Origin of the sequence: Alistipes sp. UBA1686 (assembly GCF_002320215.1) — a bacterium.
Classification (GTDB): Bacteria; Bacteroidota; Bacteroidia; order Bacteroidales; family Rikenellaceae; genus Alistipes; species Alistipes onderdonkii.
Genome location: NZ_DCKA01000005.1, coordinates 75,199 through 96,429 on the forward strand (window position 1 = coordinate 75,199; position 21,231 = coordinate 96,429).

The 21,231-nt window shown below is 56.1% G+C and carries 20 protein-coding genes and 1 tRNA gene; 12 read left to right on the forward strand and 9 right to left on the reverse strand.

Features of this window, described 5'->3' with window-relative positions; all coding sequences use genetic code 11:
• Positions 1–22: 22 nt before the first annotated feature.
• A complete protein-coding gene (locus B3C38_RS01435; protein WP_022333932.1) occupies positions 23–889 on the reverse strand; it encodes a helix-turn-helix domain-containing protein in 867 nt (288 codons plus the stop codon).
• Positions 890–1,107: 218 nt separating this feature from the next.
• Here B3C38_RS01435 and B3C38_RS01440 point away from each other — a divergent pair, with 218 nt between their 5' ends.
• From B3C38_RS01440 to B3C38_RS01450, 3 genes are all read left to right on the forward strand, one after another.
• Positions 1,108–1,782, forward strand: a complete 675-nt coding sequence (locus tag B3C38_RS01440) for a FadR/GntR family transcriptional regulator (protein WP_022333933.1) — start codon at positions 1,108–1,110, stop codon at positions 1,780–1,782.
• A gap of 9 nt (positions 1,783–1,791) precedes the next feature.
• A complete protein-coding gene (locus tag B3C38_RS01445) occupies positions 1,792–3,024 on the forward strand; it encodes an MFS transporter (RefSeq protein WP_022333934.1) in 1,233 nt (410 codons plus the stop codon).
• 110 nt (positions 3,025–3,134) lie between these two features.
• Complete coding sequence (locus tag B3C38_RS01450; protein WP_022333935.1) at positions 3,135–3,656, forward strand: methylated-DNA--[protein]-cysteine S-methyltransferase; 522 nt, start codon at positions 3,135–3,137, stop codon at positions 3,654–3,656.
• A gap of 253 nt (positions 3,657–3,909) precedes the next feature.
• Here B3C38_RS01450 and B3C38_RS01455 read toward each other — a convergent pair whose 3' ends face one another.
• Complete coding sequence (locus tag B3C38_RS01455) at positions 3,910–4,872, reverse strand: hypothetical protein (protein WP_022333936.1); 963 nt, start codon at positions 4,870–4,872, stop codon at positions 3,910–3,912.
• A 706-nt stretch (positions 4,873–5,578) separates the two neighbouring features.
• Here B3C38_RS01455 and B3C38_RS01460 point away from each other — a divergent pair.
• Positions 5,579–6,469 carry a HEPN domain-containing protein gene (locus B3C38_RS01460; RefSeq protein ID WP_022333937.1) on the forward strand — a complete coding sequence of 297 codons (891 nt, stop codon included), beginning with the start codon at positions 5,579–5,581 and terminating at the stop codon, positions 6,467–6,469.
• Positions 6,470–6,489: 20 nt separating this feature from the next.
• On the opposite strand, the gene B3C38_RS01465 is transcribed toward B3C38_RS01460, so the two are convergent.
• The 4 genes from B3C38_RS01465 to B3C38_RS01480 form a co-directional block, all read right to left on the reverse strand.
• Entirely contained in the window at positions 6,490–7,401 is a 912-nt protein-coding gene (locus B3C38_RS01465) for an abortive infection family protein (RefSeq protein ID WP_022333938.1), read from the reverse strand.
• A gap of 402 nt (positions 7,402–7,803) precedes the next feature.
• Positions 7,804–7,876 (reverse strand) — tRNA-Gly (locus tag B3C38_RS01470).
• A gap of 221 nt (positions 7,877–8,097) precedes the next feature.
• On the reverse strand, positions 8,098–9,369 hold the full coding sequence (locus B3C38_RS01475; protein ID WP_286724573.1) for an aminotransferase class I/II-fold pyridoxal phosphate-dependent enzyme: 1,272 nt from the start codon (positions 9,367–9,369) through the stop codon (positions 8,098–8,100).
• Positions 9,370–9,550: 181 nt separating this feature from the next.
• The gene (locus tag B3C38_RS01480; RefSeq protein WP_286724575.1) at positions 9,551–10,714 is read right to left on the reverse strand and encodes a dicarboxylate/amino acid:cation symporter; all 1,164 of its coding nucleotides are present in this window, start codon (positions 10,712–10,714) and stop codon (positions 9,551–9,553) included.
• 130 nt (positions 10,715–10,844) lie between these two features.
• Here B3C38_RS01480 and B3C38_RS01485 point away from each other — a divergent pair, with 130 nt between their 5' ends.
• The 3 genes from B3C38_RS01485 to B3C38_RS01495 are packed head-to-tail and all read left to right on the forward strand — an operon-like array spanning position 10,845 to position 13,164.
• Entirely contained in the window at positions 10,845–11,618 is a 774-nt protein-coding gene (locus B3C38_RS01485) for a radical SAM protein (RefSeq protein WP_286724577.1), read from the forward strand.
• 13 nt (positions 11,619–11,631) lie between these two features.
• Positions 11,632–12,399: an immunoglobulin-like domain-containing protein gene (locus B3C38_RS01490; protein WP_286724579.1), complete on the forward strand. Its 768-nt coding sequence runs from the start codon at positions 11,632–11,634 to the stop codon at positions 12,397–12,399.
• A gap of 9 nt (positions 12,400–12,408) precedes the next feature.
• On the forward strand, positions 12,409–13,164 hold the full coding sequence (locus B3C38_RS01495) for a YaaA family protein (protein ID WP_286724580.1): 756 nt from the start codon (positions 12,409–12,411) through the stop codon (positions 13,162–13,164).
• Positions 13,165–13,206: 42 nt separating this feature from the next.
• Here the strand turns inward: B3C38_RS01495 and B3C38_RS01500 are convergent, their stop codons facing one another.
• Together B3C38_RS01500 and dxs are read right to left on the reverse strand one after the other, a co-directional pair.
• Complete coding sequence (locus tag B3C38_RS01500) at positions 13,207–13,434, reverse strand: hypothetical protein (RefSeq protein WP_286724583.1); 228 nt, start codon at positions 13,432–13,434, stop codon at positions 13,207–13,209.
• A 70-nt stretch (positions 13,435–13,504) separates the two neighbouring features.
• A complete protein-coding gene (gene dxs, locus B3C38_RS01505) occupies positions 13,505–15,385 on the reverse strand; it encodes a 1-deoxy-D-xylulose-5-phosphate synthase (protein WP_286724605.1) in 1,881 nt (626 codons plus the stop codon).
• Between the two features lie 289 nt (positions 15,386–15,674).
• Here dxs and pyrH point away from each other — a divergent pair, with 289 nt between their 5' ends.
• The 4 genes from pyrH to B3C38_RS01525 all read left to right on the forward strand — a co-directional run bounded on the left by pyrH (position 15,675) and on the right by B3C38_RS01525 (position 18,246).
• Positions 15,675–16,382, forward strand: a complete 708-nt coding sequence (pyrH, locus tag B3C38_RS01510; RefSeq protein WP_286724585.1) for a UMP kinase — start codon at positions 15,675–15,677, stop codon at positions 16,380–16,382.
• 4 nt (positions 16,383–16,386) lie between these two features.
• Complete coding sequence (locus tag B3C38_RS01515; protein ID WP_018696253.1) at positions 16,387–16,953, forward strand: peroxiredoxin family protein; 567 nt, start codon at positions 16,387–16,389, stop codon at positions 16,951–16,953.
• Between the two features lies 1 nt (position 16,954).
• Positions 16,955–17,512 (forward strand): ribosome recycling factor, encoded by a 558-nt coding sequence (frr, locus tag B3C38_RS01520; RefSeq protein WP_018696254.1) that lies wholly within the window; start codon positions 16,955–16,957, stop codon positions 17,510–17,512.
• 86 nt (positions 17,513–17,598) lie between these two features.
• Positions 17,599–18,246 (forward strand): DUF3575 domain-containing protein, encoded by a 648-nt coding sequence (locus B3C38_RS01525; RefSeq protein ID WP_032135473.1) that lies wholly within the window; start codon positions 17,599–17,601, stop codon positions 18,244–18,246.
• Positions 18,247–18,596: 350 nt separating this feature from the next.
• On the opposite strand, the gene pckA is transcribed toward B3C38_RS01525, so the two are convergent.
• Positions 18,597–20,210, reverse strand: a complete 1,614-nt coding sequence (pckA, locus tag B3C38_RS01530; RefSeq protein ID WP_286724592.1) for a phosphoenolpyruvate carboxykinase (ATP) — start codon at positions 20,208–20,210, stop codon at positions 18,597–18,599.
• A gap of 239 nt (positions 20,211–20,449) precedes the next feature.
• Here pckA and upp point away from each other — a divergent pair, with 239 nt between their 5' ends.
• Positions 20,450–21,109, forward strand: a complete 660-nt coding sequence (gene upp / locus B3C38_RS01535) for a uracil phosphoribosyltransferase (RefSeq protein ID WP_286724594.1) — start codon at positions 20,450–20,452, stop codon at positions 21,107–21,109.
• The last annotated feature ends 122 nt before the right edge of the window (positions 21,110–21,231 follow it).

Sequence of the window (21,231 nt, forward strand, 5' to 3'; positions counted from 1 at the left end):
GGGCTTCCGCCCGGCTTAAAGCTCAGAAATGAATATTCTTCCGATACCGGGACGGGGACATGCCCGTGTACCTGCGGAAAAAGCGGCTCAGGGTAGACTGGTCGGGAAAATTGACACGCGCCACGATCGTCTTCAAGTCCATCGCCGATTCCCGGAGCAGCGCCTTGATCTCGAAAATCGTGAAGCAGACGATCCAGTCCCGTGCCGACTGCCCGCTGATCTCGTTCATCAGGTTGGTCAGGTACTTCGGAGTGATCCCGAGCCTCTCGGCGAAATACGCCACGTCCCTGTTGGGAGAATGTTCCTCGACGACCGTCCGCATGAACCGGAATGCCAGTTCTTCCTTATGGGTATAAGCAGTCTTTTCAGCCTGCGGATCATTGAGATAGATGGTGTAGACGTCCCAATAGAACACCCGCAAAAGTTGCATTACCGACTCACGGCGACAGATGACGGGAGCATTTTCGGCACGGTAAGCCAGCAAGTCGCAGAAATTCAGGAACCGCCCGACATACTCTTCCCGCGGCTCCGAGGCGATATGCGTGCGCATGTAAAAAAAGAAACCGGGCCTGGCCCTCCACAGGGAACTGAGGGTATCGGTAAACATATCGTGCGATATGCGGAAAAACCTGATCCCGAAATCGTCGCTTACCTCCTTGATGGAAATCAACTGCCAGGGAAACAGGGCAAGCACCATCCCGCGCACGATCCGGAAGCGATGGCTGAAAACCTGTACCGTAGCCGTACCCGACAGGCAGATGCCTCCGACCCCTTCCATAAGGTATACCGGACAATCGGATACCGGTAATTCGTCAGACTGTGTGTAGATACCGAACTCCCCGGGCTCGAGCAACCTGAAAAGTTTCGTATCGTCTTCATCTATATTCATTGTTACAAATTTAGATATTTGTCCGTTCTGAAAGCACCTCGCTTTTCACCAATAACATGCAAAAATTGCCGCACATGAAAATTCGTACTTTCATCCGCATTTCTCGGATCACAGCGGGTGAAGCTTCCTTGCCCGAACCTTTTTCCGCACGCAAAAGATCCCGGAAAACTTTGCCGGTTCGGAATTAATGCCTACCTTCGCGCAAAACATCAGATGATATGATGAAACCCGGTTCGAACATGCAACTCAGCAAGAAATCGCTGGCCGAAGAGCTGGCCGGCCGGTTGCAGGGGCAATTCATGTCCGGAAAATTCGAGGTGGGCGAAAAACTACCGCCCGAACCGGAGTTGATGCAGATTTTCGGGGTCGGCCGCTCGACCGTGCGCGAAGCGGTCAGAATCCTGTCCAACATGGGGTTCCTGAAGGTACGGCAAGGTGCCGGGACATTTGTCGAACGCCTCACGCCCCCGGACGAACCGATGGAGCGGCGCCTCGGGCGCGCCGACCTGCACGACCTGGACGAAGTGCGGAAAATACTGGAAGTCGCGATCGCCGAAAAAGCCGCCGAACGGCGAACGGCACACGACGCCGCAGTCCTCGAAAAGCACCTCGCGGAGCGGGGAGCGACCGCAGCTGCCGGGGCATTGCAGGCCTGTATCGAAGCCGACGTCAACTTCCACATCGCCCTGGCCGAGGCCACGCACAACGAAATCCTGTGCGAGCTGTACCGCTCGACGGCCGCCCATCTGAAAAAGAGGTTCAGCAATATATACAGGGACACGGAGTGCCTGCTCGCCACCCAGCCCACGCACGGGCAGTTACTCGGATACATCCTTGCCGGGGACGTGCGGAATGCCCGGGAGGCGATCACGCGGATACTCGAAGAACCATAGCCCGCAGCAATGGAGACGCTTACAAAACCCACGGACACACGCCTGCGGCGCTTCACGGAGACCGGAACAGTCTACCCGATACTGTTCATGATCAGCATCACCCACCTGCTGAACGACATGATGCAGTCGGTGATCCCGGCCGTCTACCCGCTCCTGAAGGAGAAATTCGGCTTCACGTTCGCCCAGATCGGAATCATCACGCTGGTTTTCCAGATGACCTCGTCGCTGCTGCAACCCTTCATCGGACTCTATGCAGACCGCCATCCGCGCCCCTACTCGCTCGCCGCGGGGATGTGCTTCACGCTGCTCGGGCTGTTCACCCTCTCCGTCGCCCCGGGCTTCGTACCCATCCTGCTGGCGGTAGGACTGATCGGCTGCGGCTCTTCGGTCTTCCACCCCGAATCCTCCCGGGTGGCGCAACTCGCTTCGGGAGGCCGGAAAGGACTGGCACAGTCGATATTCCAGGTCGGCGGCAACGCCGGGGGCGCCATGGGGCCGCTGCTGGCCGCGCTGGTCGTCATCCCCTTCGGGCAGGCCTCGATCGGCTGGTTCGCTTTGGCCGCAATCCTCGCCATCCTCATCCTCTCGAGAATCGGGAGGTGGTATAAACTTCGCCTCACCGTCACCGCAAACCGCCCCGCGGCAGCCGCAGCGGCCCCGGCACACCACCTGGGGAAACGCAAAATCCGCCTCGCACTGGGCATCCTGGGCGTACTGGTATTCTCGAAATACTTTTACATCGCCAGCATGACCAACTACTTCACATTCTTCCTGATGGATAAATTCGAAATCTCGGTGCAGGGGGCGCAGTACTGCCTCTTCACATTCCTCGGGGCATCGGCTGTCGGCACGGTCGCCGGCGGGCCGCTGGGCGACCGTTTCGGGCGTAAATACGTGATCTGGGGCTCCATCCTCGGGGCTGCGCCCTTCACCCTGCTGCTGCCCTATGCGAACCTGACCTGCACGATCGTGCTCGCCGTCATCATCGGACTCGTCATCTCCTCGGCATTCTCCGCCATCCTGGTCTACGCCACCGACCTGATGCCCGGCAAGGTCGGGATGGTCGCCGGGATCTTTTTCGGGCTGATGTTCGGCCTCGGCGGCCTCGGCTCGGCCTTCTTCGGCTGGCTGGCCGACAAGACCAGCATCGAATTCATCTTTCGGATCAGCACCCTGCTGCCCCTGTTGGGGATAATCACGGGTTTCCTGCCGAATATCGAAGGCAAAACGACAAACACATAACCGATGAAAGCATGCCAAATGTAATCGTACTACGCCCCCGGGCTGTTGCACGATAGCTTCGAGAGAAGAAGCCCCGGAAGATTCCAACCTTTACTTTAACCGATAACACCATGCAGTACATTTGTAAATACCAGTCGCCCCTCGGCGGGATAACGGTCTCCGCCGACGGCAACAGCCTGACCGGGCTTTGGTTCGACGGGCAAAAATACTTTGCCGCCACACTGCCGGCAGCACACGAAGAGAAGCAGCTCCCCGTATTCGACCAGACACAGCGGTGGCTGGACTGCTACTTCAGCGGGAAAAACCCGGGATTTACACCCCCGCTGGGCCCCGAAGGGTCGCCCTTCCGGCAGGCCGTATGGGAAATATTACTACAAATACCGTACGGGGAAACAATCACCTATAAGGATATTGCGGAAGAAATCGCACGGCAGCAGGGAAAGCAAACCATGTCGGCGCAGGCCATAGGCGGTGCCGTAGGGCACAATCCGATCAGCATTATCATCCCCTGCCACCGGGTCGTGGGCAGCGACGGCAGCCTGACGGGATATGCCGGCGGCATTCCTAAAAAAGTCGGGCTCCTCACCCTCGAACAGGCGAACATGTCCGGACTGTTCATCCCGGAAAAGTAATTCCCCCTGCGGAAGCAAAAGATCCGCCGACGGGTATAAAAGAAAAATCCTTACGACTTGCCGAAACTTGTCGTAAGGATTCTATTTTTGTTTTGGAGCGGGAAACCGGAAACCGATCCTGCAGTTTCTTTCCGTTATGTATCAGAATGTTATGGCGACCTTTCGGTTTTCAGCTCACCTTTTGCTCCTCGCTGCATTTCTATGTGTCAATACGAAGACAGACAGTCTTTTAGACAAAAACAAATCTTTTATTCTATCTATTTTGGCGGAGCATTTTATCATATTCGTCGAAATCCATCAGGTCGAACGATTCCACCCGCTCCCCCGCTTCCCGCCGGGCGGCTATGATCTCCAACAGTTGCCGGAATTGCCGGAACCGCCTTATCGCGTCGACCCCCGACGGGGTTTCCCGGCCTCCCGCCCACATATCATGCCTTACGGCATAGGCGTATGCGAACACTTTGAGCGAAAGATGATCGTGGCGCGGCGTTTCCCGCAGGCGGAATATCATGTCCGTATCGTCCGGGGTCGTCAGGTAATGATACCACCCCGGCGGCGCGGACTGCCATTTGCGCACGAAGATCATCGGAAGGTGTTCCGCCCGGATCACGAAATTATTGCGCCGCAGGTAGGCGACGCTCTGCCGAATCTCCTGATAGGGATCGTAGTAAGGGCCTCCGTATATTCGGTACTGCTTCCGGTCGGCCGGATAATGCAGGCTCGCATAGCCGGGATGGAGAAGTTCGTACTGCACGGGCAGCGGCACGGCCATATCCGTCAGCAGTTCGCGCATCAGTCCGACCATTTGTGCCCCGGCATGGTGTTCTTGAAAAACGAGCAGGTCGCAACGCTCGATAAACAGCCGGAACAGCTCCGGAGGCGAAAAACGCTCCGCGCACCGTTCCATCACCTCCCGACGATCCGCCGCGTCGATAATCGGGTTGCATTCGGCGGCTTTGCCGTGCGAAATGTTTTGCAGATATTCCCGCCATTGCCGGGCCGTCAGCACGACGGCGACCTCCAGCCCGGAGTGCTTCGCTCGTTGTTCCAAAAGACAGGCCGCAACCGACCGCTCGGCTTTGCCCGTCAGAGCGATCAGCACCCGGACGCGCGACATGGATTTCAGATAGTATGCGGCGAGTTGTTCGAAATACTGCGCCGTGCGGAAACCGCAGCCGCAGCCGTACAGGATGCCGAGGGTAAAGGCTGGTTCCATAGTTTGTGGTTGTCGGATTAAAAAGCGGATGCGGGGCCGAAACAATCAAGTGACGCAACTTCACAGATTGAAGAATTCGTTTCGGCCGCCCGCATCCGCATAATAAAAAGGACGGCCGGGCACGGGATTACTTGCGTGTTACTACCAGATTTCAGGGCCATGTCCGCCGTCCTTGTGAAGCCCCCGGCAGACACGGCAATGCCCGCCGACCAAGGGCCGACGGATGCCAAAAACGCCTCTTTTCGATTGATTTGCCGTGACATAATACCGGGGTTGAGATTGTGGGAGTGCGCCCCGGATAGAAATAAAAAAGGGGCGCATTTGCAGCCCCGTTAAGCAGGTCGTGGAAAACCCGAATCAGTAAGCTGTCCTGCGCCCTTGCCTGCCCCGCCCGTAAAGGGCAGGACATAACAAGGACTGACAACTATTATACCTGATTCAAACCCTCTCGAAAGAGGTTTCCACGTTTGCTTAACGGTATAAAGAGTTGTTTACCCTTTATATGTTATGTCCGTCGGCTATGCCGAATCGAGATAATTCCTTGAAGTTTGCATAGTAGTTGCTTGCCAGTTTGTTCCCGGACGGCTTCTGCCGCCCCTATACAACGAAACTGCTTCAAGGAATCGTGAAACAAATATACGAACAATTTCGAATCTAATACCAACGGGCCGTGTGTTTTTGGAAAAATCTTGCTAATTTTGTAGGTATGAAGAACTCCATCGACTTTCTGCCCGAACGCAAACAGCGGGATTTACACGAATTGGCCGCACTGATCCGCGACGAGGTGAAAGATGTCGTTATGATTATCCTATACGGGAGTTATGCGGCGAATACCTATGTCGAACGCGACGAACGGCGCGACTACGGCGTGCGGACAATCTACATGAGCGACTACGATCTGCTGGTCGTTACCAAGCGTCGGCTGGGAGAACGGGAAAGCACGGTAGAGGCCCGCGTTAGGGAGCGGTTTGCAGCCGGGAAGAACGACGAGAACCTGCCCCGACCCCAGATTATCAACGAAAGCATCTCCAAGCTGAACGACGCCCTGACGATGGGACGTTATTTCTACGTCGAGATCGTCGCAAAGGGAATCATGCTCTACGATTCGGGCGAATGTCTGTTAACCACACCAAAAGAATTGGACTATGCGGAGATTAAGGCAATGGCGGAAGAGTATTATACAAGCAAATATATTCGCGCTACATATTTCTTTGATGACGCTATTACTAACATCCACAAAAACAGATTTGTCCAAGCATCTTTTTATCTTCACCAAGCTGCCGAGTATTTTCTAAAAGCTATCCCGTTGGTTTATATTCTTTACGGGTATAAAGAACATGATCTTGAATTTCTGATCGGGAAATGTAAACCCTATACGCTGGAATTGGCAAAAGTATTCCCCTGCGACACGGATGAAGAAAAACGCCTGTTCGACCTGCTGCGCCGCGCCTATCTGGAAGCCCGCTACAATGACAAATTCGTTGTAACAAAAGCCGACATCGACGCCCTCGTCCCCAAGATCGAACTACTCCGCGACATTGTGGAAAAGGTCTGCGAAGAACAGATTGTAGAATATAAACGTTTGAGTGGGAGATAATCTCCACTCTGTTATTGTTATTAATTCTGCAATGGCGTTGTTTCTCCATTAATTTGCAAAATGAAAACTACTATATTTGAAACAATTGACACGACAAATTCTACATATTGAGGCTCTAATCTTTTGAAAGATGCCTCTTTGCCATGGCCAGATCCATACCCATTACGCAATTCTGAAACTCCTTGAATAACACTATTTAAACCGCTCAAAATTTGGCGTATTGAGCGGTCTGCTTGTTCTTTATTACTGGCCGAAGATGATTCTAATATTCCTACTGAATTGATAGTTTCCTTAAAAAGTTTTGAAAGGGTCATATCGTCTGTATATGAGATTTTTTTCTCCGATAAAATACTTTTACATACGATTTCCAATAATTCTTTTGCGCTGCCTAAAGCCAAATCAGTATTTGTTTTGACCATAGATTTCATCAAATTTACTTTTGACAGGACATATTCAGAATCTAAATATTGCTGTATTGATTTTTCTTGAATATCAATGCCTGTTTCTATTTTTCTCACACCATATATAGGCATTGAGGAAATATTATATCGAATATATAATTCATATCCATCACCTCGTAAATATCTACTATATATAGCTTTGAGCTTATCTAAATCTTCCTGTTTGTGCATTACAGCCGGATTTAGTGTTTCACATATAAAACGAATAAATAATTCATCGTTACAGTGTAACAAATTAAAACGGCTGTCGTTAAACATCCAAGTAATAGTTTCGTAGTCGCCAAATCGAGAATGACAACTAATATCTCCAAATGCGGTTTTGTATCGTTTGTCTTGAGATGGCAATTGTTCTAAATCAAATATTCTATTTAGAAATTCGGCGTCATTCAACTTTCCGCAAATAGATATTTTAGAAGTTTCTATTTCATCTGCGATTAACTGTCGCGTGATAGACGTTATATTATTTGACATATTTCAGATTTTTTTCCAAAAATAGCATTTTATAAAGTATACAAGAAATTATATGTATTAAATCAAAGATGCCTTCCCCGTTTTCTCGGCGAGTAAGTTCTAACACGCGGCCTCGGTTTCTGTTGCTGTTCCGGTTTGACCTGCGGCTTTGTGTCGGGCTTCATCTCTTGCGGCTGTTGCACGGATAATACGCTCTCGGTCAGCATATCTTTCTGTCCGGGCTTTGATTCCACCCCGAACCGGGATCGGCAAACAGTTCCGCCCTATTTGCGGTATCCACCCCATCGCTCTTTAGCAGGCAGGCTTTTTTTACAACTTCAACCCAAAAACGAAAAAACCTTACATATCATTGATACATAAGGTTTTTGCTCTTTATTGCCGCCTCTTTTCAAAGGCTCCGGGAGCGGAAAACGAGACTCGAACTCGCGACCCCAACCTTGGCAAGGTTGTGCTCTACCAACTGAGCTATTTCCGCAATATGTTTTCGTCCTGCGAAAAGGCTTTCACCCCTCCTCTTGGCATCCGAAACTCGCGTTTCGGGATTGCAAATATAAACTGAAAAATCTATTCTGCAAAATTTTCCGGCAAATTTTGTCGCAAAACGATGTCCCCGGCCTTCGGAAAAGCCGGGGACACCGTATGGGAAACCCTTATATCCGGGCGGCGGAATGATCCGTCCTGCCGGGAAGCGGGGAATTAACGAACCAGGAATCCTTCGTCGGCACGTACCGGGATGGGCAGTTTGGCGTAAATACCATCCTGGAGCTTGCTGCGTACGGCCTTGAACGCCTCGATGGTGACATTCACGTCCTCGAGGGTATGGACTGCGGTCGGGATGATGCGCAAGATGATCTCGCCTTTCGGGATTACGGGGTAAACGACCAGCGAACAGAAGATGCCGTGGTTCTCACGCAGGTCGACGACCAGATTCGTAGCCTCGGGGATGCCGCCCTTCAGGAAAACGGGCGTCACGGGCGAATTGGTCACGCCGATCTCGAAGCCGTTCTCTTTGAGGCTGCTTTGCAACACGCGTACGATCTCCCAGAGTTTCTGCTGGTATTCGGGGTGGTTGCGGATCAGCTCCAGGCGTTTCAGGGCACCGATAACCATCGGCATCGGGAGCGACTTGGCGTAAAGCTGCGAACGCATGTTGTAACGCAGCAGGTTGATCAGCCAGCGGGGGCCGCAGACGAATGCACCGATACCGGCCATCGACTTGGCAAAGGTGTTGAACAGCACGTCTACGCCGTCCACTACGCCGAAATGCGACGCCGTACCGCGGCCGCCCTCACCCATCGTACCGAAGCCGTGGGCATCGTCGACCAGCAGGCGGAACTGGAAATCCTTTTTCAGGGCCACGATCTCGTCGAGCTTACCCAGGTCGCCCTTCATGCCGAAGACACCCTCGGTGATTACGAGCACGCCGCCGTTCTGCTCTTCGGCCAGGTCGGTGGCATGCTGCAATTGCAGGCGCAGCGACTCCATGTCGTTGTGGCCGTATACGAAACGCTTGCCCTTGTGCAGGCGCAGGCCGTCGATGATGCAGGCATGCGCTTCGGCATCGTAGACCACCACGTCGCGCGGCGTCAGCAGGCAGTCGATGATCGAAATCATGCCCTGATAACCGAAGTTCAGCAGGAAGGCGTCCTCCTTGCCGACGAACTCGGCCAGTTCGCGCTCGAGACGCTCGTGGTAGACGGTCTGGCCGCTCATCATGCGGGCGCCCATCGGGGCCGCCATGCCGAACTGCGCGGCACCCTCGGCGTCGGCCTTGCGGACTTCGGGGTGGTTGGCCAGCCCGAGGTAATTGTTCAGACTCCAGTTGAGCATCTTCTTGCCCCGGAAAGTCATGTGGGGGCCGATATCGCCTTCCAGTTTAGGGAACGCGTAATAACCGTGGGCGTACGACATGTACTGACCGATGGGGCCACCTGCATTTTTCTCCAGGCGTGCAAAAATATCAACCATAAAATATTGTAATTTAATGTTTAAGTTTCCGTTTCGGACGCGCAAAAGTACAAAAAAACCTTTTAGCCATCAAAATTAGCCGTTTTTTATTCGGCAAGGGTACGCATTTATACTTATTTCCGGATATTTAATATGGAAAAAGGCCGCTTTCGGCGGCCCGGAGAAGAATTTTGTTTATTTTTTATTTTTTCGAACGGCGGTCTATCGCATCGACGATCACCGCGACGGCACCGTCGCCCGTCACGTTGGTCGCCGTGCCGAAGCTGTCCATGGCGATGTAGGTGGCGATCATCAGCCCCGCGAGCGTCTCGTCGAACCCGAGCATCGACTCGAGCAATCCCAGCGCCGCCATGATCGCGCCGCCCGGCACCCCCGGTGCGGCGATCATCGTCACGCCCAGCAGCAGAATGAACCCCGCAAAAGTCCCCGCCGGGATATCCAGCCCGCCCAGCATCGAAACGGCCAATGCACAGGCCACGATCTTCATCATCGACCCCGAGAGGTGGATCGTGGCACAGAGCGGTATGACGAACGACGCCAATTCGGGACGCACGCCCAGCCGGAGGGTCTGCGCCAGCGTCACGGGGATGGTGGCGGCCGACGATTGCGTGCCGAGCGCCGTGACATAGGCCGTAAGCATCGTACGGAGCATCCGCAGCGGGTTTTTGCGCGCTACGAGGCCGGCAACGGAGAACTGTGCGAGCAGCAGCACGACGGTCATGAAGAAGATCACCACGATCAGCTTCACGAAGACGCCCAGCACTCCGGCCACCTGCCCGGACTGGGTCATCGAGAGGAAGATGCCGAAGATATAGAAGGGCAGCAGCGGGATGATGATGCCCGCGATCACGCGGTCGATGATCGACTTGAAATCGTCCATCACCCCTTTGAGTTTCACGCTATGCGTATAGGCCATGCCCAACCCGAGTACGAAGGCCAGTACCAGTGCCGACATGACACCGAACAGGGGCGGCATCCCGACCGTGAAATAAGGCACGAGGGCCGTTGCAGCCCCGTCGGGCAGCACGGCTGCGGCGCCTTCGAGCAGCGCGGGGAACAGCGCCTGCCCCGTGAGGTAGGTGCCGAAGCCCGAGAAAAGGGTGAAGGCATAAGCCAGCGCCGCCGTGATGGCCAGCAGGCGCCCGGCGTTGCGGCCCAGGTCGGCGATGCCCGGCGCCACCAGCCCGAGGATGAGCAACGGGATGACGAACGAAAGAAACTGGCCGAAAATATCGTTGAACGTAAGGGCGATGCGCGTCGCCCAAGCAGGGAAGAAAAAGCCGCAGCCGACCCCGAGGCCGATGGCCAGCACGACGCGCGGCAACAGTCCGAACCTGAATTTCATAAGGAATGGTTTTTGTAAAGGTAGAAAAATATTTCCGTTTTAGCTATCTTCGGCTTTGCCTCAAGCAGGCGCGGCGCGACAAAATGCAAGTAAACTTGCTTTTGCCCCCGGCTTATACTATCTTTGTACTATGACTTCATTATTCCACGACATCATCTTCGGCCCGGTACATTCGCGGCGGCTGGGACTCTCGCTGGGGGTCAACCTCCTGCCCACCGAGTCGAAACTCTGCTCGTTCGACTGCATCTACTGCGAATGCGGCTGGAATGCCGAGCATCCCGGCGCGCGGCGCTTCAACACCCGCGAAGATGTCCGCACGCAGCTCGCAACGATGCTGCGGCGCATGGTGGCCGACGGCACCCCGCCCGACGTCATCACCTTCGCCGGCAACGGCGAACCGACGATGCACCCTGAATTCGAAGCCGTGATCGGCGACACGATCGCCCTGCGCGACGAGCTGTGCCCCTCGGCCAGGGTTTCGGTGCTCTCGAACGCCACGCAGCTCCACCGCGAGGGCGTGCGCCGTGCCCTTCGCAGCGTGGACAACAACATCCTCAAGCTCGATTCGGCCTTCGACGCCACGGCACGCCTGATAAACAATCCCCAGAGCCCGGCCTATTCCGTACGGAGGGTCGTCGATCAGATGAAAGGCTTCGACGGGCACCTGACCGTGCAGACGATGTTCCTGCGCGGGGAGTTCGACGGGCAGCGGGTCGACAACACCACCGAAGAGGAGGTCGCGGCATGGCTGCGCCTGATCGGCGAAATCCGCCCGCGGCAGGTCATGGTCTACTCGCTCGACCGCGACACCCCGTGCCGGACGCTCGAAAAGGTGCCGCGCGAGGAGTTGCGGGCCATCGCCGCCCGCGTCGAGGCGCTCGGCATCCCCTGTTCCGTAGCATAAACCGCACCGCACCATGAAACGCTTCCTGCTGCTCCTGTCGCTTGCGGCCGGCTGTACGGCCGCCGCACAGAGGCGCCCCGCAACGGGCGAACTGTCCGCTTTACAGGACAGCATCTGGCAGTGGGCGGCAGACAACAAGGCGACCGATCCGGTCGCAAACGCCATCTACGCATCGGCGGTCAACGAACCGGACGGGGTTGTAGACGTACACATGATCCGTGCCGACACGGCGATGAAAGCCCGCTTCCGCCGCTGCGTGCACGACAGCCCCCTGATCCGGCTCCACGGGTTCGACCCCGACACGACACCCTATCCGCCCGCACCCGAAGGGGCAGCCCCGCCGGATGGGCTCACGATGGAGGCCGAATACGCATTTTATCCCGCCTGCACCGAACATATCCGGCTCACAATCCGCCACAAAGGCGATTCGACGGTATATTTCGGGAGCGACTACACCGTCTGCCGCTTCCAGCACGGACGGTGGGAAACGCTGCCCGTCGTCAATGCGTGGAACTCACTGCTGACCGGCATCGGGCCAAACAACCTGTCCCGCACCGAAGTACCGCATCCGGCACCGACCGCCGAATACACCTACGGGTTCACAGCCCGGCTCGCACCCCGCATCTACCCGGCCCGGTATGCGCGTTACCGTATCTGCAAACAGGTGTACAAGACCTGCCCATACCGTCCATACCTGCTCACGGCCGAGTTCACGGTGACGCCGTTCGTCCCGTTCACCCGCTTTGCGGAGCCGGCAGAGGGGCAGGACATCCAATTTTGATCCACAGCCATGCAAATACTCCTTTCCTGCGCCAAAACGATGGCCGAAAACAAGCCGGCCGAAATCCCCCGAACGACCCTGCCGCGTTACGCCCGCGAGGCCGCGGAGCTGGCCCTGCAGCTGGCGACGCTCAGCACCGAAGAGCTGGAACGCATGCTGCGCACCAACCGGCAGATCGCCGCGACCAACCGCCGGCGTTACCGGCAGTTCCACGGCGAAGAGGCCCTCCCCGCGCTGCTGGCCTACACGGGCGTCGTATTCAGGCATATCGCCCCGGAGCGATTCACCCCCGGGGATTTCGAATACGCACAGCAGCACCTCAACATCACGTCGTTCCTCTACGGGCTGCTCCGGCCGCTGGACGCAATCCGCCGCTACCGGCTGGAAGGGGACGCCGTATTGCCGGGGCACGACGACCAAACGATGTTCGGGTACTGGCAGGGACGGCTGACGGAGGCCTTCCTCGAAAAAATCCATGCCGACGACGGCATCCTGGTCAACCTCGCCAGCAGCGAGATGAAGCGCCTGTTCGACTGGAAACGCATCCGCCGCGAAGCGCGTATCATCACGCCCGAATTCCGCATCCGCGAGGGCGACCGTCTGAAAACCATCGTGGTCTACACGAAAATGTGCCGCGGAGAGATGACGCGCCACCTCATCAGAAACCGGATTACGGATCCGGAAATGCTCAAAGAATTCGAATGGGAAGGGTTCCGGTTCGACGCCGCGCTCAGCCGGGGCGACGACTGGACGTTCACGATGTAACACGGCCGCAGGAAACCGAAGAAGAACCCCTCCGGCTCAGTTTCATTGCCCCTGGTCGACGAACAGGAGCCTGTCCGTCCGGTAACCGCGTCGTTCGGCCAGCCCCCGTTCGAACGAATGGTCGTAGCGGGCGACCTCCTGCCAAGAGCCCATGTAGCACGCCTGATCGAACGACGGCACCGGAGTGCGGTCGGTACGGTCGGCGGCACGGCCGTATGCCACGCCGATGACAAGCAGCGCAGAGACCAATAATACGATCGCGATTTTCACTTCCCGAACGGTTTTCAGGGAGCATGTGACAGATTTTATGCCGCAGCACGGCAAACAGGGCTAGACGGTTTTATTTCCCCGCGGCGAGCAGCGCCCGCAGGATACCCTCCTCGTCGTAATCGCAGAGGGCGTAGAGCTGAGCCGGGGTTCCGTGCTCGACCCACTCGTCGCCGATGCCCAGCGAGTGTACGGCCACCTCGCAGCCGCGGGCATTGAAAAATGCCGTGACGGCCTCGCCGACGCCCCCGCGCAGGGAACCATCCTCGACCGTGACCACATGGCGGAACTTGGCACCGACCTCGGCCAGCAGGGCTTCGTCGAGCGGTTTGGCGAAGCGCAGGTCGTAATGCGCCACGCTCACGCCCTTCTCCGCGGCGCGTTCCGCGGCACGGTCGGCAGCGTTGCCGACCGTCCCGACCGTCACCAGCGCCACGTCCGTACCTTCGCGGAGCCTCCGGCCCCGGCCGACGGGCAGCGCCTCGAAGGGAACGCCCCGCCACAGACGTCCCGCACCGTTGCCGCGCGGGTAGCGGATCATGAAGGGATGGCCGTATTGCAGGCCGGTATACATCATGTTGCGGAGTTCCAGTTCATCCATCGGCGCAGCGATCGTAAGTCCCGGCACGGCACCGAATGCAGCCATGTCGAAGACCCCGTGGTGGGTCACGCCGTCCTCGCCCACGATGCCGCCCCGGTCGAGGCACATCACCACGGGCAAATCCTGAATCGCGACGTCGTGGATCACATTGTCGTAAGCCCGCTGCATGAAAGACGAATAGATGTTGCAGAAAGGCACCATGCCCGCAGCGGCCATCCCGGCCGAGAAGGTCACGGCATGGCCCTCGGCGATACCCACGTCGAAGCAACGCGACGGCATGGCGTGCATGAGCATGTTCATCGAACAACCCGACGGCATGGCAGGCGTGACGCCCACGACCCGCGGGTCGAGCCCGGCCAGTTCGACGAGCGTCTCGCCGAAGACATCCTGGTAGCGCGCCGCAGCGCCCGGCGAGGCGATCCGCTCGCCCGTATCGGGATTGAAACGTCCGGGGGCATGCCACGTGGACTGGTCGTGCTCGGCAGGCAGGTAGCCCTTGCCCTTCACGGTCATGACATGCAGCAACTTGGGCCCTTCGATGTCGCGCAATGCCCGAAGCGTGCACACCAACTCCTTGAGGTTGTGGCCGTCGACGGGGCCGAAATAGCGGAAATTGAAGCTCTCGAAGAGGTTGCTCTTGTTCAGCACACCCTGTTTCACGGCGTTGCCCGCCTTCTGGCAGAGGCGCAGCAGGCGCGGCGTATGCGAAAGGATGCCCCACAACCGCTGCTTGAAACGGTTGTAGTGCACCGATGTGGAGATTTTGAGCAGGTAGTTCTTCAATGCGCCGGTGGCCTGGTCGATGGCCATGTTGTTGTCATTGAGGATCACCAGGATATTGGTGCGTTTGCTGGCCCCGGCGTTGTTGAGCCCTTCGAACGCGAGGCCGCCGGTCATCGAACCGTCGCCGATGACAGCCACGACCTGATGCCTCTCGCCCCGCATCTCGGCAGCCTTGGCCATGCCGAACGCCGCCGAAATCGATACCGAGGCATGCCCGCCCCCGAAAGCGTCGTAGGGGCTCTCGGACATGCGCGGGAAACCGCTGATGCCGCCCAGCAGGCGCTTGGTCTTGAACGCCTCGCGGCGCCCGGTGATAATCTTGTGGGCATAGGTCTGGTGCCCTACGTCCCAGACGATCTTGTCCGCGGGCGTATCGAAAACGTAGTGGAGTGCGGCGGCGAGTTCCACGCAGCCGAGGCTCGACGCCAGATGCCCGGGATTTACCGAGCACTCGTCGATGATATAGCTGCGCAGCTCGTCGCAGTAGGTGCGCAGTTCCTCCGCCGAGAGTTGCTTGAGGTCGCGGGGGGAATTTATTTTTCGGAGTAATTTGTATTCATCCAACGTCATGGCAGCACAAAGATAGCGCAAGGAGCGCGACAAACCAAACTTGTTTGAGTTTGTCCGAACCGAAGCCTATCTGAAACGAGGTTAAAGATAGCACAAGCCGAGCACAATGCCAAATTTATTCGGACATTGCCAAGGCGAAGCCTGTGTTCCGTAAAACAGCTCAGACCGGACATGGCGCCGTTTTTTCCTGCATAGCCGCCATACCGCCTATTTTCTGTAAAGATAGTCATTCTTGCGTTTTTTTCAATAAAAATTTTTATCTTCGCGTTACGGTAAACCCCATCGTACAATGAAATATAAGCGAATACTACTGAAACTGAGCGGCGAATCGCTGCAAGGTTCGCAGAAATACGGGCTCTCCCCCGAAGTACTCCAGTCTTATGCCGAACAAATCAGGGCGGCTGCGGCCACAAGCGTTCAGATCGGCATCGTCATCGGCGGCGGCAACATTTTCCGCGGCCTCACGGGCGCAAAGAAAGGCTTCGACCGCGTGAAAGGCGACCAGATGGGCATGCTCGCCACGATCATCAACTCGCTGGCCCTGCAATCGGCCCTGGAGGACAACGGCGTGAAGGCCAAAGTCCTGACCTCGATCCGCATGGAGCCCATCGGCGAATACTACTCCAAGGCGCGTGCCATCGAATACCTCGAGGCGGGGTATGTGGTCATCATCGGCGGAGGCACGTCGAACCCCTATTTCACGACCGACTCGGCTTCGGCGCTGCGCGGCATCGAAATCGAGGCGGACGTGATGCTGAAGGGCACCCGCGTGGACGGCGTATATACGGCCGACCCCGAAAAAGACCCTGCGGCCGTCAAATTCGACGAAATAAGCTTCGAAGAGGTGCTCGATCGCCGGCTGAAAGTCATGGATCTCACGGCATTCACGCTCTGCCGCGAGAACGGACTGCAGATCATTGTCTTCGACATGGACACGCCGGGCAACCTCGGCAAGGTGCTTGCCGGGGAGAGGATCGGGACACTTGTAAAAAAATAAGATTATGGCCACAAAAAAGAGCAACAAGCAGCTATGGATCATGCTGGCGCTGATCGCAGTGATCATCGCCGCAATCCTGTTACTGCCCTCGTGCGGCAGCCGCGGCGGCAAAGCCGAGGCGGATACCGAATCGACCACGCTGGTCAAGGCGGGCGACAAAGCCCCCGACTTCACCGTGGAGATGTTCGACGGCACAAAAACCTCCCTCGCAGAACTCAAAGGCAAAGTCGTGTTACTGAACTTTTGGGCCACCTGGTGCCCGCCCTGCCGGCAGGAACTGACCCGCGTGCAGAAGGACATCATCGACCGTTTCGCCGGCCGCAACTTCGTATTCCTGCCCATATCGCGCGGCGAAAAGCGGGAAGACGTGGCGGCGTTCCGCGAAAAGACGGGCTATACGTTCCCGATGGGCCTCGACCCCTCGCAGGCCATTTACGACCGTTATGCCTCGAATTACATCCCGCGGAATTTCCTGATCGGCGCCGATGGTAAAGTCGTGCTGGCAACGGTAGGCTACGACGCCGAAGAGTTCGACGAAATGATCAAAACCATCGAAAAAATACTCGAATAATATGGATACCAAGACGATTCTCAACGATGCCTCCGGACGTATGCAGAAGGCCATCGACCACCTCGAAGAGGAACTTTTGAACGTGCGCGCGGGAAAAGCGTCGCCCAATGCCCTGAACGGCGTAATGGTCGATTATTTCGGCTCGCAGGTGCCCGTATCGGGCGCCGCCAGCGTCACCGTACCCGACGCCAAGACGATCCTGATCCAGCCGTGGGACAAGAACATGCTGCGTGCGATCGAAAAGGCCATCATCGACTCGAACATCGGGCTGACGCCTTCGAACAACGGCGAGCAGATCCGCCTGTCGATCCCGCCCCTGACCGAGGAGCGCCGCAAGGAGTTGGTGAAACAAATCCGCAACGAGGCCGAAACCGCCCGCATCAGCCTGCGCAATGCCCGCCGCGACGCGGTCGAGGCATTCAAGAAAGCCCAGAAAGAAGGTATGCCCGAGGATGAGTCGAAGGACGGCGAAGCACAGGCCCAGAAATTGCTGGAGAAATTCACCAAGACCCTCGACGAGGCGCTCCAGAAAAAGGAGAAGGAGATCATGACGGTATAAATCCGTCCGCCCCATAGTTAAAATCCGGCCAGCACAGTATGTTGGCCGGATTTTTTCATATCTTTGTCCGTTGTAACGATCCGCCTATGAAAAACATCCGCTTCGGGCTTTGCATCCCGGCATTCCTGTTCGCGCTGTTCTGCACGCAGCAGGCATCCCCGCAGGGATATGTCAAGCTCAATGTCCCCTATGCTCTGGTGGGCGTGGTGAATCCCGCCGTGGAGTTCGCCATCTCGCCCAAATCGACCTTGCAGACCGACATCGTCATCTCGCCGTGGAAGTCGATCAACGAAAAGCACATGCTCTTCGCCATCTTCATGGGCGAATACCGCCGCTATTTCAAGGAGCATAACCGGGGCTGGTACCTAGGGGCAAATATCGGCATGATGGCCTTCGACATGTCGAAACCTTACATCGAAGGGTGGAAACTGAAATTCGAAGACCGTTACTGCAAAGGATACGGCATGATGATCGGCCTCTGCGTGGGTTATGAATACCAGTTCGGGAAACGCTGGCTGCTCGACGCTTTCCTGGGTTGGGCATGGATGGACAGCCATTACAACGGATACAGTTTCGACGGCCAGGTCGACATGTACCCCCACCGCCCCGTACAACCCGAACACCCCGACCCGTTCAACGGCTCTTCGGAGTGGTATCCCAACAAGATCGGCGTCTCGATCGGGTATCGCATCTTCACGCCCCGCAACAAACAGCGGACAGCGGACGTGCGCTAAACAGCAGTTGCAGACTGCGGCAGGCAGCCATGCACGGAAAGTCCGCAACTCCGGAACCAAAGGGAGCAGCACTCCCGGAATACGGGCAACCGGAAATAGCGGCCGACCCGTCAACCTGAACCCGGAGCAAATTGCCCCCGAATCCTTCCGAGGCACACCCGCCACAACCCCGCCCCGGTCAGGCGGCAACCCGGAATCGCGGCAGGCAGCAACCCGCCCCGCGGGAAACAGGATCCGAGCCCTTCCGAGGATACGGAAGCCCCTCCCATCGCAGCATACGCAATGCCGCAAAATAAAGAACCCCGCACCTTCCGGCGCGGGGTTCTACCATTCAAAACTTTATTCAGAGATTATTTCACTTTCGGGCCGGCGGCTACGAGCTTCTTACCCTCTTCGTTACCCGTGAACTTCACGAAATTCTTCACGAAGCGGTTGGCGAGGTCTTCGGCCTTGACGTCCCAATCCTTGGCGTTCTTGTAGGTATCGCGCGGGTCGAGGATCTTGGTATCTACGCCCGGCAGCTCCGTCGGGATCGTGAAGTCGAAGATAGGCAGCGTCTTGGTCGGAGCCTTGTCGATCGAACCGTCGAGGATGGCGTCGATAATACCGCGCGTATCCTTGATCGAGATACGTTTGCCGGTACCGTTCCAGCCCGTGTTCACCAGGTATGCCTTGGCACCGGCCTTCTTCATCTTCTTCACCAGTTCCTCACCGTACTTGGTGGGGTGCAGCGAAAGGAATGCCGCGCCGAAGCAAGCCGAGAAAGTCGGGGTCGGCTCGGTGATACCGCGCTCGGTACCCGCCAGCTTGGCGGTGAAGCCCGACAGGAAATAGTATTTGGTCTGCTCGGCATTGAGGATCGAAACCGGGGGCAGCACGCCGAATGCGTCGGCCGAAAGGAAGATCACCTTCTTGGCAGCCGGGGCTTTCGATACGGGTTTCACGATATTCTCGATGTGGAAGATCGGGTACGAAACGCGGGTGTTCTCGGTTACCGACTTGTCGGCATAGTCGATCTTGCCCTTCTTGTCTACCGTCACGTTCTCCAGCAGCGCGTTGCGGCGGATGGCGTTCCAGATGTCGGGCTCGTTCTCCTGCGAGAGGTTGATGACCTTGGCGTAGCAGCCACCCTCGAAGTTGAATACGCCGTCGTCGTCCCAGCCGTGCTCGTCGTCGCCGATCAGCTGACGCTTCGGGTCGGTCGAAAGCGTGGTCTTGCCGGTGCCCGACAGGCCGAAGAAGATAGCGGTCTCGCCCTTGGCATTGGTGTTGGCCGAGCAGTGCATCGAAGCCATGCCCTTGAGCGGAAGCAGGTAGTTCATGTAGGAGAACATACCCTTCTTCATCTCGCCGCCGTACCATGTGTTCAGGATAACCTGCTCCTTGGTAGTCACGTTGAAGACAACGGCTGTCTCAGAGTTCAGACCGAGCTCAGCATAGTTCTCTACCTTAGCCTTAGAAGCATTGTACACAATGAAGTCGGGCTCCTGGTCGAGTTCTTCCTGGTTTACGGGCTTGATGAACATGTTTGTCACGAAATGAGCCTGCCAAGCCACCTCTACGATGAAGCGAATCTTCATGCGAGTATCCTTGTTGGCGCCGCAGAAGCCGTCAACAACGAACAGGCGCTTGTTGGAAAGCTCCTTCTTGGCCAGCTGGTTTACCACGGCCCAAGCCTCTTTAGAAGCCTTCTTGTTGTCGTTCTTATATTCGTCTGATGTCCACCATACAGTATCGTGAGAGTTCTCATCGTCAACGATGAACTTATCCTTAGGAGAGCGGCCAGTATAGATACCAGTCATTACGTTAACTGCACCCAGTTCTGTTACCTGACCTTTTTCGAAACCTTCGAGACCAGCTTTGGTCTCCTCCTCGAACAACACCTCATAAGAAGGGTTGTAAACTACTTCTGTAGTACCTGTGATACCGTACTTTTCCAGTACTGATTTGTCAAACTTTGCCATTTTGTAAAATGTATTTAAGTTGTGAAAAGTGATATATATCCTTACTTAATGGCCACAAAGTTAGCAAAAAGTGTGTAGGTGAACAAGGTTTACACTTGTTTTTTCCTATTGCTAAATCCTTTTTAGGTTAAAGAAATTAAAATCTAATCGCACTCCGATATATTTGTAAATTAGACTTTGCAAAAATTAGAACTTTTTCCTACTTTTGCATGATGAAAAATACATTCTGTTAAAGATATATGGAAATTATCAACTTCAGCGAGCACAATTCCATCATCAACCAGTATATGGCTGAGATGCGAGACAAGGTGTATCAGAAGAATCGGTTGCTGTTTCGCAACAACATCATGCGCATAGGCGAGTTTGAGGCCTTCGAGATTTCGAAGACCTTTAATTATGAAGCCAAGGAGGTGGAGACACCGCTGGGTGTGTCGACCGTGAACGTGCCTACCGACAAGATTGTGATTGCCACCATCTTCCGCGCCGGACTGCCGTTCCACAATGGATTCCTCAACATCTTCGACCACGCCGGAAACGCCTTTGTGAGTGCCTATCGCGAGTATGTAGACGACGCGCATCACCAGGTGGGCATCCATGTGGAATACCTCGCTACGCCGAGTATCGAGAACAAGAACCTCATCATTGTAGACCCGATGCTCGCCACCGGAGGCAGCATGGAACTGGGCTACAAGGCTTTTCTCACCAAGGGAACGCCCAAGCGCATCCACGTGGCCTGCGTCATTGCCTCGCCCGAGGGCATAGAGCACATCAAAAAAACCTTCCCCGAAGACAAGACTACTATCTGGTGCGCTGCCATCGACCCGGGAATGAACGAGTTCAAATATATCGTTCCGGGCTTCGGCGATGCCGGCGACCTCTGCTACGGAGAGAAGTTGTAGGCCATAAAACCATCGTTCCCTCGCGCTTCCCCCACTCTTCGATTCAGGCGGAAAGCCGCTGGAACCTTCCCTTTTCCAATCCAGCCCATTGGGTTAAACATGATTCCGTGCAACAAGGCTCA